At 44.3% G+C, this 13,159-nt stretch carries 11 protein-coding genes; 3 read left to right on the top strand and 8 right to left on the bottom strand.

The genetic code is table 11. The features are described 5' to 3' along the window. Positions 1-1,143: an LLM class flavin-dependent oxidoreductase gene (locus MHH48_RS05740; RefSeq protein ID WP_076326514.1), complete on the top strand. Its 1,143-nt coding sequence runs from the start codon at positions 1-3 to the stop codon at positions 1,141-1,143. A 27-nt stretch (positions 1,144-1,170) separates the two neighbouring features. Continuing rightward, entirely contained in the window at positions 1,171-2,157 is a 987-nt protein-coding gene (locus tag MHH48_RS05735; RefSeq protein WP_076326515.1) for an aliphatic sulfonate ABC transporter substrate-binding protein, read from the top strand. 338 nt (positions 2,158-2,495) lie between these two features. On the opposite strand, the gene MHH48_RS05730 is transcribed toward MHH48_RS05735, so the two are convergent. The 7 genes from MHH48_RS05730 to MHH48_RS05700 all read right to left on the bottom strand — a co-directional run bounded on the left by MHH48_RS05730 (position 2,496) and on the right by MHH48_RS05700 (position 10,419). After that, on the bottom strand, positions 2,496-2,912 hold the full coding sequence (locus MHH48_RS05730; protein ID WP_076326516.1) for a hypothetical protein: 417 nt from the start codon (positions 2,910-2,912) through the stop codon (positions 2,496-2,498). A 25-nt stretch (positions 2,913-2,937) separates the two neighbouring features. Then, on the bottom strand, positions 2,938-4,152 hold the full coding sequence (locus MHH48_RS05725; RefSeq protein WP_083659866.1) for an EndoU domain-containing protein: 1,215 nt from the start codon (positions 4,150-4,152) through the stop codon (positions 2,938-2,940). 393 nt (positions 4,153-4,545) lie between these two features. Then, a complete protein-coding gene (locus MHH48_RS05720; RefSeq protein WP_076326518.1) occupies positions 4,546-4,875 on the bottom strand; it encodes a nucleoside triphosphate pyrophosphohydrolase in 330 nt (109 codons plus the stop codon). Positions 4,876-5,459: 584 nt separating this feature from the next. After that, positions 5,460-6,212, bottom strand: a complete 753-nt coding sequence (locus MHH48_RS05715; protein ID WP_076326519.1) for a superoxide dismutase family protein — start codon at positions 6,210-6,212, stop codon at positions 5,460-5,462. Between the two features lie 305 nt (positions 6,213-6,517). Further along, positions 6,518-7,753, bottom strand: coding sequence for a family 16 glycosylhydrolase (locus MHH48_RS05710; protein WP_076326520.1), 1,236 nt, complete (start codon positions 7,751-7,753; stop codon positions 6,518-6,520). Between the two features lie 50 nt (positions 7,754-7,803). Then, on the bottom strand, positions 7,804-9,198 hold the full coding sequence (locus MHH48_RS05705) for an extracellular solute-binding protein (protein ID WP_076326521.1): 1,395 nt from the start codon (positions 9,196-9,198) through the stop codon (positions 7,804-7,806). A gap of 237 nt (positions 9,199-9,435) precedes the next feature. Then, positions 9,436-10,419 (bottom strand): AraC family transcriptional regulator, encoded by a 984-nt coding sequence (locus tag MHH48_RS05700; protein WP_083659867.1) that lies wholly within the window; start codon positions 10,417-10,419, stop codon positions 9,436-9,438. Positions 10,420-10,494: 75 nt separating this feature from the next. On the opposite strand from MHH48_RS05700, the gene MHH48_RS05695 reads away from it, so the two are divergent. Beyond that, positions 10,495-11,898 (top strand): extracellular solute-binding protein, encoded by a 1,404-nt coding sequence (locus MHH48_RS05695; protein ID WP_076326522.1) that lies wholly within the window; start codon positions 10,495-10,497, stop codon positions 11,896-11,898. 98 nt (positions 11,899-11,996) lie between these two features. On the opposite strand, the gene MHH48_RS05690 is transcribed toward MHH48_RS05695, so the two are convergent. After that, complete coding sequence (locus MHH48_RS05690; protein ID WP_076326523.1) at positions 11,997-12,908, bottom strand: helix-turn-helix domain-containing protein; 912 nt, start codon at positions 12,906-12,908, stop codon at positions 11,997-11,999. Between the last annotated feature and the right edge of the window lie 251 nt (positions 12,909-13,159).

The following is a 13,159-nucleotide window of genomic DNA, read 5'->3' as shown; positions in this document are numbered from 1 at the left end:
GTGGCTGCACATAAAGACAACGTTGAAGTGTATTGGTATTTAACCGCGCCGGATGGCCGGAGTCCATGGTCCACGGAGGGTGCGCGCAAAATCGATTTGCCTTACCTAAGGCAGATTGCCTCGGCTGTCGACCAATTAGGGTTTACCGGCGCATTGCTGGCAACGGGTCCGCATGATACGTGGGTGCTTGGATCATCCCTCATTTCCAGCACGAACAACATGCGTTTTCTGATCGCTGTTCATCCACCGTTGATTTCGCCCGTGCTGGCCGCTAAAATGACGCAGACCTTCGATGATTTTTCCGGAGGACGCGTATTATTAAACATCGTGAATGGAAACACAGCACAAATGCGCGCCTATGGTTCAACGCTTGGGCATGATGAACGCTATGCCTACACGGATGAATGGATTGAAGTATGGAAACAAGCGGTGGCCGGAGACAGCCTGGACTTCCATGGCAAATATATTACCGCCGAAGGCAAAGCCTTACAGCTCACCTCCACGCAGAAGCCAACGCCGCCCCTGTGGTTCGGCGGATCGTCGCAAGCGGCTCACCTCACGGCAGCCAAGCATATCGATACGTACCTAAGCTGGGGGGAAACGCCTCCGCAAGTCGCAGAGAAGATTCAAGATCTTCAAGCTTTAGCTGCTGAGCAAGGCCGTACCATCCGGTATGGCATCCGGTTATACCTGATCGTTCGAGAAACGGACGAAGAAGCTTGGCAAGAAGCGGATCGGCTGCTAAAGACGATGGATCCGCAAACCGTGGAAAATATGCAGAAGGTCCTTCGTAATAGCGATTCGGTGGGGCAGCAGCGCATGCTTGGCAATCACAACGGCCAAATTCCTAAAGACGCTCGGGAGCTTGAAATTTATCCGGATTTATGGGCCGGGATGAGTCTGGTAAGACCAGGTCCGGGCACAACGATCGTAGGCAGTCCGGCAACCGTTCTGGCGCGTTTGAAAGAGTATCAAGATGCTGGCATTTCAACTTTTATATTCTCCGGTGTTCCATTGCTCGAAGAAGCTTACCGTGTAGGAGAATACATCCTGCCCCATCTTCGCATTGACCATCAAGCGGTAACCACGCCGAAGCAAGAAGAACAGGAGAAGGTTTTCACTTGGGCTCATCAGATCCACTAAATGATCAGGCAAAAAGGGAAGTGTCCTATGCGAAAAATAAGCTTACACGCACTATTAATACTTCTGTTAGTTACATTAGCGGCTTGTGGTAAAGCCGGTCAAGCGAAACAAGCCAATCCTGAGGATGAGGCCGTACCCGTTCGTCTAGGCATACTGCGCAGTGCTCAGCCATTAAGTTTATCCGATGAAGGCGGGCCCCTGTATAAAAGGCTTGAAGCAGCCGGAGCGAAAGTTGAAAAAACCGGCGGTTTTGCGGCCATGTCTCCGGCGATCGAAGCGTTAAACGCAGATTCCATCGATATCACGATTGGCTCGATCACGGCAGCCATCAGTGCCCTTGTCGGGGGCTCCTCGGAATTCACTATCTTTACCAAGCAGCCTGGCGATCAAGATAATCAAGGCATTGTCGCCAAGCCGGAAGCCGGCATTAAGAGCCCTTCCGACCTCCGGGGTAAGAAGATCGCCGTCAACCGCGGCGGTACCGGCGAATACCTACTATATAAAGCGCTGGAGAAAGGTGGACTCGATGCAAGCGAAGTCGAGATTGTCTATCTTCCGCCAACGGAAGCAGGGCCTGCCTTTGAGAGCGGGCAAGTCGATGCTTGGGCAACATGGGGTTCTTTTACAGCCGTTGCGCTCGTCGACTTCGGTGCAGAGCTGGTCATATCCGCAGGCGACATTGAATCTGACAATGATACGGTGTATATTGTTCGAAATGGCTTCCTGAAGGAACATCCTGAACTCTTGTATGAAGTTTTCGAAGGGTTGAATGAAGAGTCCGCGCTTCTGTCCGAAGACGTCGATCACACTATCAAATTAATACAAGATATCCAAGGAGTCTCTGAGCCCATAGCTCGTCAACAGTTAGAAGGCTCTTTATTCCCTCTAGACCCTATTGATGACACCGTCCGCCAACGTTGGCAAGAGGTGGCCGATTATATGTTTAAAAAAGGGATTATTCCGAATGAAGTTGATGTCCTATCCAATACGGTGGATGTGAGGACGTTGAAGTGAAGCCGTTGAGGAAGATCTAAGAGGAGCGAAGTACAGGTAAAAATCGTTAGGGTGGAACCATTCGAGGACACGAAGTCTATTGAGGACTTTGTGTCCTTTTTTTCAGCTACTAACGTAAATAGTTACTTAGAGATCCGGGAAAGAGGACTGAGAAATCTATATACGCCCACCGATTCGAAAATTCACTTAAGTAGACTTGTGGTTAAATATTTTGTCTTATACTGATCTAAAACGCTATTGATCATTAATGATTGATGGGTTCATACAGTACTGGGTAGCCCCCTTCAAAAAAAGAAACCTTGAAAGACCTAAAACCAATCAAGGTATAGAGCGCAAAATTACGAATGTATTTTTGAAAGAAAATCTTGAAGCATATTTTTCACTGGTAAGCTCGATGTTTGCGATAAAATGCTATTAACACGTTGTATTATTATGGGATTATCTAGTATCATTTTCTTACTATCTTGATTTGTAAAACTTCTTAGTGTGTCAATGCATATCTCGAACAATTCAACATCATTAGTGCTCAGCAATGCTATTAAAATGTTAAGTTCATACATATTGCACTCATTATCTAAACAATATGCCAATTTTCTTTGCCATTCTACTGGTTTACTTAGTACTTGATTAGATAATTCATCCCAATCACTTGGACTAAATTCTGCAAGGATCTCGTTTGCAATGACACAGCCATCATCGTACCACGAATCTACTGTTGTATCCGCAGATAATAGGTTATCTAGTTCTTTGTACATATACATTGCCTCCATTAATGTTGAATTAAAAACCTGCTGGACGAGATGCATTTACTGTTCCTGTTGGATAACCACTGGTCACATTTTCACCAGCTTTAATTACATCAATTTCAACACCATTAACAATAGCTCTATGCCAAGTTGCCCCATCTCTTAACCTGGTAGAAATAGCTGGTGCATTACCAACATTAGTTATGCTATTTAGAATTTGTTCTTCAGTCCAAGACTCTGGAAAGAGTGTACTTGTTTTAATTTTAGAAAGATTTCCATCTAGGAATTGTGTGGTAAACCTTACTTTTCTCGTACCATCAGGGTTAATCGAGATCTCTTCAACTGCATAATTTGGATTACGGTTAGTGATTTCAGGAGAATGCCCACCAATTAAGTCATTCTTATTTGGGTTTTTGCGTTGTCCCTCCAATATCTTATCTTTCATTTCTGGACTAATAACAGTACTGTTTGTTGGTATAACTTTACCAACCTCACCTGGCCCCTCAGCTTTCTTCGGCGTTCCTCCTCCATCTCCATTCGAATCATGCTTCAAGCCATCATTACCTTTTCTAACTTCATATTTAACAGATGGACTCAATATATCTTTCGGTTTCATAAGAGGTACTGTTGCACCTGTAGCAATTCCTGCTGCTCCAATGATACTGGCAACATGTTCTGTAGACCATGCATTTGTAGGAAAAATAGCTTCTCTAATAGTTCCATGTACTCCAAAGGTCATACCATTGGCGAAGTCATTCGGGGAATCAAAAAGCTTATCAGCTCTTTCCACATAACCTTGGTAAGCACCTTTGGGTATGCCAGCTGTCCAGTAATCCAAAAAGCTCCACACCGAAGAATACCGTTTATCATATCTCTCGTTAGAAGCAGCCATTATTCCGTTTCCTAATTCTTTCAAGCTGCCCCAGGCCTCTTCAAGCCAAGTCTTGGGCTCCTCTTTGCTGCCTACCAAGGCAAGAGGTAATAGTTCTTCATCTACTAATATAAATCTATAAGCAATGCGTTTTAATTCATCACTAATTGATCTCATATATTCAATCGTCTGGGTCATTTCGCTGCGGGCTCTATGAAAATCTTCAAAAAAACGCTGCCGCGTCGTTCCCTCCCACATCAGCATGGTATCCATTTGATGGTCCAGTGAACTTATTCTCCATTCCATTTGCAGGGACTCTATACGGAACTTCTCAGCGACTTGAATCAGCAACTCGGGTGGAACCTGGATTTTGGGCATTTATATCACTCCATTATTTGCTAAACAGATTATACTCAAATGCAAATAACTGAAATTGAGAAAGTTAAAAAATCGCCTACGTGCTAACGATTAATGCACTTGCAAGGGCGCTTCATGTACATGCATCGCCATTCTTATGTATTAATGATTTATCCGATCCGTTTCTTCTTTCTCTAGGCATCAACTTATTCTTGAGCGCGATCCCGTTAATTAATTGAATGTTCAATCGTTCAGCGTCTCTGCTGGTGTCCCCGTTCGATCGCACCTTTCAAATGGGGAGCCAATAAACGCCCCCCTGATTGCATAACGAAGGAAGTCATTATATAGATTCCGGAAGCATTCTGCATCCCGGTGATTAAATCGTCTGCTAAGTTTTCCGTAATCAGTTTGACATTAAGCGTTGTCGTCGACATCGATTAGATACACCCGTTCTTGGAATCCGCCTCGAGCTTCCGCCTTCTTCTCTCTCAAGGCTTCAAGCTCTCCCCATGTTGCTCCATGTACCACCGCCAATGCCCGGATAACCTCAAGCATATCTGCAAGTTCTTCCAATGACTCCTTTGAACTTTCAGCGGCAAAGTACTCTTCCGACTCTTCTTTCAGCTTTATGATCAATTCTTTCTTATACTCTTCCTCATCCAAGATCCGTGTGCGAAATTCTTTGCCTGTAGATTCAATGACTTGGGGAATCATATCCCGAACTAGCTTGTTGTAAACCGGCATAGATTCTCATCCTTTACATGGTTAATTATGTATTTACATTGTATCATATCAAAGAAGCATTCCTGACGTTATACGAATTAATAGCTAGAAGGGAGTTCTTTTTTTACAATCACCGCAACTGTCAGATAGATACTTAATTAATGCGAAATTTCCCATTCTAATGGGTCCTACATTTTACATCTACGGTCTTTTTTCAACTATAATTAGTGGTCTGCTACAAACTACTAAACTCCTGAGTACTTGGATATTAGAATTAACTAACCCTCTACGGCATATCCGCAAAAAGCAACAACGGTCCGAATAACGGAAAGGCCAAAACCATCAAAAACTCTAAATCATGGACAACCCAACGGTAAAATCCGTATACCTGTTCTGATCCAAACCGGAACTTCGATGATCCTCTACAGTATGGCAGTCATTCGTTAACGACGTATCCCCCCAAAATTACACCTTATATAAACTACTCCACCAGTTCCTTCTATCACCTTCGTTGCACAGCCATCAAAAAAACGCACCTCCCTGTGGAGATGCGTTTTTCACTGGATTTCATATGCTGCAAACCGATGTACTATCAACCTACTAGATTACTCCGGAATATTCCCGCCAGCCACACGGTCGCCGGAATTACCCGCTGGATCGGTTACGCCATCATCTTCGCCGGCATGAATGATCAGCGAGCGCCCCAACACCGAGTTCGGCTGGTCCTTTTCAAGTGTTCCATGCTGAATGATCAGCTCCGCTTCCACGTTTCCGTCTGCACCTACGACCAGGTTCGGCATGTCGCCGACATGGCTTCCTTGCGGATGCTCAAGGCCATGATGCTTGTCGGTCGGATTAAAATGTCCACCAGCAGATTTAAAATCCCCATCTTGGATCGCATTCTCATGCACATGGAATCCATGCTTGCCTGGTGTGAGGCCGGATGCGGTAATTTCCACCTTTACCCCATCATTGATCTGCTCCAAGGTAGCGGAACCAACAGTCTCACTCGCCGCATTGTACAGCTTGACTACAGGAAACCCCAAAGAGATCGTCCTGGAAGCCTGCTCCCAATACACGGGCTGGCCGACCAGATCAGAAACCATGCGAACAGGCACGTAAGTCGTGCCGTTGTGAATAATGGAATCCGGGGCCGCCGTCCCTTGGTTCATGAATTGACCGGCAGGTGTAGAGTGGTCCTTGCCATTGACGTAGTAGCTTATTTTAGATGTTGCGTGTTTAATCGCATCTACGGCTCCTTCGGGATTGGCAGCCGCCAGAGAAAATCCTGAAAACAGCATGGCACCAGCAAGAAATGCTCCGGCCATATGTTTCAACGTGTAGGTCTTCTTCTTCACTTCATCGCCTCCTGATGATGGTATCTGTTCATCCCCAAATACCCTGATTTTATACGTTTCAACCGCCATTTTATGGGATTGGGGCTTTCGGCGTTAATCATTGATTCCAAAGACATGTACAAGTGATAAACGAATAAACTACATTGAGGTAACTACGACCGCTTCAGTTTAGGCCATCCATCCATTTCCTACCGGCCATGTGTACAGCCAACAGTTCATCCGTCTCCGCTTCGGATACGTCGAGTTCAAACACGATCAACACATCGTCCTTCACATAGAGTTTCCACGCATTCAGCTCTGATCCATTACGCCTTTGTGCTCAAATAGACAGCTATGTCCTGGATAAGATACGTTCCTGTTTCTTGGCTCCCATTGAATGCTTGAATCACAATTCGAAGCGACTTCGCACGTTCTTCTTGTGCAAGCGTGATTTCGTGTGTTTCTAGCTCATCCTCACGATGGCTCCATGCGACCTGCCCGGATTCACCCACTTTACGCCAATCGGTTACACCATCAGGAGATACTTCAATATCCCACTGTGTCGGACCTTGCTTCAATCCAGCTCGTGTCGTTAACGATACCGTATCAAATGCTTGCGGTTCCATCCAATCCAAATAAATATAGTGAGGTAACGACTCTTCCGGTTTGCTGATTAAAGCGGTATTCGGATCTCCGTCATTGATATAACAAATATGCGATTGTGCATTGTACAAATCTCCCCATGTAATATCGTTACCTACCCCGCTAATGGCAGACCGGGCGAGATTGCCTTCCGTTCCTTCGAGCGGAATGAGCTCCATAGGCATCCCTTCACGCTTATACACCCTTAAATAATCTACGAGGAACTCCTTCGGATACGGAATGGATCGATCCAGGTCGCCAATCCATCCCCCATCGCCATCATTAATCTGGAGCAAGGTAACCATCGGATAATCCGGTGACTGATCGATTTCCCAATATAGCTCATGATCCAGGTAGAACTTCATACCGGATTCATCCCACTCAAAGCCGTATACGTGAAAATCTTCAGATAAGTCTACATCCGTACGATACGGAATATGGGCGTACTTCAACTTCGTATCACGCAATGAATGAAGTGTTGTATTCAGTAAACGTGTGTCTTTGCCTAACATTTCAAAAATGTCGACTTCAGCATTTTGCTCCTTCTCATTTTCGAACCCGATCATCCACCAAGCTGAATTAAGCCCGCTCCCTCTCGCCACCTTCGCACGTACCTCGAAATAACCATATTTCGTCACAAGATTCATGAAGGCACGATCATGATGGTTTAGTCCGAGATTATCACCGTATCGGTGTAGTCCATCTCGCATCCCCGTAACAATAGCGGATACACGCTTATGCTCATCAGGCAGTTGTAACACGATACAGCTATCACGTAATTGATAGGTCGCCTTTGCTTCCTCTAACGTCTTCCAATGGGATAACCCGTAGGGTGAGAACTTCGTCTGGTCGAGCGTTTCCCCATCAAACTCTTCATGAAATACGAGGGTCCAGCCTTCCTTATGCAACATATCTGTCATGATTTTACTCGCTCCTATTCCGTACTCTATTTTGTCTGAATGAAACTCTCTTACTCTTTATTCTTGGCATCCTTAATCTTGATCGCTGATTCCTCTTCAAGCACCCGAATAAACTCTGGGATGTTCATGTCCGAGGTCGCAAACTTCTGTATAGCCCCATTCAAATCAACGTATTTATCCCACACACTTGCTCTAGCAGGAGGGAGCGCAAACTGATTTTGGAACATCGCCATTACATTTTTGCCTTGATGATCTGGATTGTCGGCACCAAACTGTTTGCGAATTTCCACATCGGAGGTAGCCGGGATTGTGCCTTTTCTTGTAGCCTTCGTTTGGTTCTCTATTGAAATAATGGCTTGAAGTACTTGCAGCGCTGCTTCTTTATTCTCGCTATACGGGTTTATTACGGTAGGCGCCGTATGAACCGCTGGAGCCGTTTGTGGGATGTCGGACCAGGATGGAACCGGCAGAATGTCCATGTCTTTCTTGAATTCTGCTCTTTCCTCCGGGGTCTCCCCTCCAAACCAAGTCAGGAAACCATGCCAGTTGATTTCCATCGCAGCTGTTTTTTGCATAAACTTATCTGGTTCTTCCGGATTGTAGATGCCTGGGATACTATATATTTTTTTCATCAGTTCCATGTATTTCGTAAACTTCGGATCTTTAGACAATAACAGTTCCCCGGTATCTGGATCTGTCAATGTTATAGATAATTGTAATAGAGCAGCATCCACCGTATCCGAGCCGAACTCCAATCCTATGTATTGATTTCCATCACGGGTACCTGTCGTTTTCTTAGCGAGGTCAATGATTTCATCCCAAGTCATGTTGTCTGTCGGATAGGGAACACCGAATAGGTCGAATACTTCTTTATTATAGAAGAGACCATAAATCCCTCCGTTACCCGTCAATCCGATCAGCCGTCCTTCAGGGTCTTGGGAGCGAATCAGAGCAATAAACGACGGGTCCACTGTGCTCAAATCGATCCCATACTCTTTTACCATCTCATCAAGCGGCTGTACCATATCAAGATCGAGCAGCACATCCACCCCAAGGTTGGGCGTTAGTAAGTCAACCACCGTCCCTGAGCTGTTAATCTCCTGGATCCCTTCAGCCGTTCCATTCCAATCGACATATTCAAATGTAATATGGGGAACAAGCTCCTTCATATCTTGAACAAAATTGTTCTGGAAATTTTCTTCGCCCCATTGGGTTGCTACCTTTAACGTAACGGGTTCATTCGAGAATTGTTTCACTTCTACAGGCTTGGGCTTCTCTTCTTGCTCTTCTGTATTCGTATTCGTTCCCTCTGTTGACTCTGTTGTATCCGGCTTATCACTTGCTGCTTCACCGCCTCCTCCTGATGAACATGCTCCCAGAACGAGAAGGAACAAGAGACACATCATTAACAGCAGGCCTAGACTTTTCCGACTACTTTTTTTCATATATAACTCCTCCTACATCAAATTCATAATACCGATGTGAAAAGAATGGATTAAATGAATCCAAAAGCCATTCGATCCGGTCTTCTTACATTTTAATAGGCTAATTCTGAATCAAACTTGAACTGTCCACTTGCCCTCGGAAGCGTTTTCAACTTGTTCTTTTATTCATAGTTTACTCGGCAAATCCTTGGAAGTATTTAGCTCAAAGTAACACTTTTATAACAAAAATCCCCCCTGCTATTCTTCCAGAGGGGAGACGATATCGAGTGACGATATGAGCGTTGCATTAAACTGACTTAAGCTGATTCCCATTCGTTTTTTGAACATTCGACTAAATGAATGCAGTTCCGTATATCCGACCTGGTTCGCGATCTCGCTTATTGTAAGATCGGTTTCAATGGCGAGCTGTTTCGCCTTCTCTATACGTATCGTAGCCAGATAATCAGACGGTGTCATACCGTAACAATTGCGAAATTGGCGTATAATATAGTTCCTGCTCAGTCCCGTCATCTCGCTTAATGTTTCCAACCGGATTGGTGTACTATAATTTTCTTTAATGTAATTACAGATTTTCACCATTTTCGGATTGATTTTCGTGGTTAGCTTTGCTGTTCCATCCACAGGCTTAGCCAAATCATGCAATATTTGCAGCAATAGTCCTTGCGCAAGCATATTGCTTGACAAGGTATGCTGCTGGATTGCCTGAATTAAGGGGATGAGTTTGCCTAGTAACGAACCATCTGGATCGCTCCCTCTAATGTAGTCATTTCCAAACATGAATTCTATAGGTGACTTTGACAGTCCAAAATGAAATGAAATGGTTATTCCCACGTATGGCTCATTCTTAGATGGTTGCAATGAACGAACAGCACCGGGGCGAATGATGTAAATATCCCCTTTTCCAAGCGGACATTTAACGCCATTCATAATATTATCTGCCTTCCCATCGACTCCATATAGAAGTTGGTATTGACTAATTTGTTGAGGTATCATAAACCAACCCGTTGGAGGTTTGTACATATGGGCAAGCGTAATATAAGGTGGGTAATAGAATTGATCCTGCAATAAGGGGATCGTCTCCTCTGGATTCAAGACGGGAAGCTTATCATACATCACGATTTCACCTTCTTCACATATTAGCTGATAATCAGCAAAATAGTCCAACAAGTGCGCAAAGCTATGTAGAGACTCCATCTCTTTTTCAATATAGAATGAAGGCATCCGGATTTCCACTTATGCATCGAATGGAACTCATCTTGGCAAACGCTTACATTCAAATGAATTGGAGGTCTCTACATGAAATTGGTAAAGAAAAGCTGGACCATTCTTTTACTATTTGTGATGTTATGCACCCTTGTCATCGCTTGTGGAAATACGAACGAACACGATGCAATCAATAAAGAAGTTAGCTCGGTAGAAGAGAACCCGGTACCGAACCAAGAAACCAATGTAACCGAGGCGTCGGAAGACTTACCGCCAGTAGAAGGAACACCCACGGACCCCGTTACAGTAACCGTGGCATTTCCTTGGGGGGAAGAAATATTTAATAATCGGTTCCAAGAAATTGATGAGAAGCTGCCCAATATAAATATTGAGATGGTAGCATGTGAGTGCAAATCCGCGTCGCTGCAGGAGTTGTTTGCAAGCGGAGTGAATCCTGATATTATTTTTCCGAACTATGGGATTCATGAAATAGAGAATTTAGGAGTTATCTATCCACTTGATGAATTAGCAAAAAGCCACGATTTCGATATCCATTCGTTAAATCCAAGTCTCGTCTCCTATATTCGATCACTAGATTCTGAGGGAAGGTTAATCGGTATACCTGATGGAACAGGCTATCTGTCCCTCTTCTACAATAAGGAGATATTTGATTTATTCGGCGTGCCTTACCCTACAGAGACGATGACTTGGGACCAGGCATTCGACTTGGCTAAAAAAATGACAGGACAGCGCAATGGTGTTTCTTATCTCGGACTTGAACTCGGCGGCTATGGGAACACAGGGGATGGTGCCGCAGTACCGCTCAATGAACTTGCCGTGAATAAGACAGATCCGGACACAGGCGAAGTGCTCATTACGAAAGATCCGGCTTTTACAAAATATTTAGAACTGATGAAGAAGTATTATAGTATACCGGGTGTAAGATCTGAAGAAGCTAAGAACGCCGATTTATTCGGGCAAAAACAAGCTGCAATGACCGTTACTTGGACCGCATACTTCGTTCATGGAAATCCGTTTGAAGATGTAGAATATTTAAAGGACAAAATAGCGATGCTGTCTGTGCCTGTATGGGCGGATCAACCAACGATTGGCCCTGTTTTAGGGACTACACCGATGGTCATTTCCAGCTCCAGCGAACATAAAGATGCGGCATTCAGCGTGTTGAAGGAATATGTATCTGTTCCGAATCAGACGAAAATCGCTCAATCGATGGCATCCGGCCCTGTGCTTACCGAGGTTGCCGATCAGTATGGTTCCGGAATAGATAATTATGCTGGGCAAGATGTCACTTCTGTGTTTAAGCTAACTCCAGCAACCCATAGTGGCAGACAAAGCTTATGGGATCAATTTGTCAAACTTGACCTCGCAAAGTTCGCTGATTCCGATATGAATGTACAGGAATTTCTAAGAATTACGAAAGACGAAGGCGAAGCAGCAGTTGCAGAGGCCACAACACAACTAGAAAACACGAAATAGTAATACACGGACGATGTGATCCCCTTTAAGTCGATACTCTAACAACCTCTTGTGAAGAGAGATGAGTGGAGTGAACTTGGAGGGGATATGTTGTTCGACTAGTTGAGTCCAGTAGGTGCATATAAACCTTGCTCCGCTTGTTTACGGAATTCGGAAGGCGAGCACAGCCTATATTTTCTAAACACTCTGTTAAAATAGTTAATATTATTAAATCCCACCCGGTGAGCAATTTGTGTAATGGGTAAACTAGAATTCATAATCATCTCCTCCCCTTTTCTGATTCGGCATAGATTAACATACTCTACAAACGTTTGTCCGGTTATCTTTTTAAACGTCCTACAGAAATGATAAGGGCTCATTCTAGCGAGCTTTGAAATACCGTTCAGTGTGAACTGCTCTCCGTAATGTTCTTCTACATACAACATGACGTCACGAAGTTCCTCGATCCTTCTTCGGTTTACTCCTTCCGCTTTACTGTTACTAACCTCATAACCATATACTCGTGTCAGTGTCACGATAAGCCGATAGAGATAGGATTTGATGACCAATTCATATCCACTCTTTTTCGATTTATATTCAGCAGCAATATTTAGAATCAATTCTTTCAAGTCATTATAGTTATCATCCTCAGCTCGTAAACATCGGGGAAATGACAGCTTCCCATTCAATAACGGTTCATGAACGATGTGCATCGATTCCGCAGTTAACAGAATGGATTTATTGATTAAAACCGCATAATACTCCGGGACTTCTTCCTTCTCCATTAAGTACGCCCCATGAATTTGGCCTTCTTCAATCAAGATTATATCCCCTTCTTCTCCCACATACGAATAGCCTTCTATAAAAAGCTGCATCCGACCTTTTACGACGAAGATAATCTCCATAACCTGATCATGCCAGTGAGAGGAGAACAAGGCATTGCCATAGGGCTGTGCTTGAAACAGATTAAACGGAAGATAGTTGCTGATTAGGTAAGCCGGTACATTCGCGGGTGCTGCAAATGATGACATGGGACATTCTCCTTTCAAAGCGTGAAGAACCTGAGACGCTGACCTCAGGTTCTTAACAAAATACTTATAGTGCGTGTTCAAAAAGGTCGATTTTCAGCACCGAAGCTTATGCTTCCGATGTGCGTTTTTTCAAAACGCTTCAGTTGGATGAAGCAAGGGACGTCAGGAGCGGAGCGTACGTTTTGGGTACGTGAGCACCTGAAATGTTTCCGCAGGAAACATGCTTCGGAAGCTTCTACTTAGGCCCGGCT

Source organism: Paenibacillus sp. FSL F4-0100 (genome assembly GCF_037993005.1).
Lineage (GTDB): Bacteria > Bacillota > Bacilli > Paenibacillales > Paenibacillaceae > Paenibacillus_AQ.
Note: the sequence above shows the minus strand (reverse complement) of the source record. Positions and strands in the feature narration are given on the sequence as shown.

Bases quoted from the DNA above. Each gene is read 5' to 3' on its own strand.
- MHH48_RS05735 (WP_076326515.1), top strand. From the start codon at position 1,171: ATGCGAAAAATAAGCTTACACGCACTATTAATACTTCTGTTAGTTACA.
- MHH48_RS05730 (WP_076326516.1), bottom strand. From the start codon at position 2,912: ATGTACAAAGAACTAGATAACCTATTATCTGCGGATACAACAGTAGAT.
- MHH48_RS05725 (WP_083659866.1), bottom strand. From the start codon at position 4,152: ATGCCCAAAATCCAGGTTCCACCCGAGTTGCTGATTCAAGTCGCTGAG.
- MHH48_RS05720 (WP_076326518.1), bottom strand. From the start codon at position 4,875: ATGCCGGTTTACAACAAGCTAGTTCGGGATATGATTCCCCAAGTCATT.
- MHH48_RS05710 (WP_076326520.1), bottom strand. From the start codon at position 7,753: ATGACAGATATGTTGCATAAGGAAGGCTGGACCCTCGTATTTCATGAA.
- MHH48_RS05705 (WP_076326521.1), bottom strand. From the start codon at position 9,198: ATGAAAAAAAGTAGTCGGAAAAGTCTAGGCCTGCTGTTAATGATGTGT.
- MHH48_RS05700 (WP_083659867.1), bottom strand. From the start codon at position 10,419: ATGCCTTCATTCTATATTGAAAAAGAGATGGAGTCTCTACATAGCTTT.
- MHH48_RS05695 (WP_076326522.1), top strand. From the start codon at position 10,495: ATGAAATTGGTAAAGAAAAGCTGGACCATTCTTTTACTATTTGTGATG.
- MHH48_RS05690 (WP_076326523.1), bottom strand. From the start codon at position 12,908: ATGTCATCATTTGCAGCACCCGCGAATGTACCGGCTTACCTAATCAGC.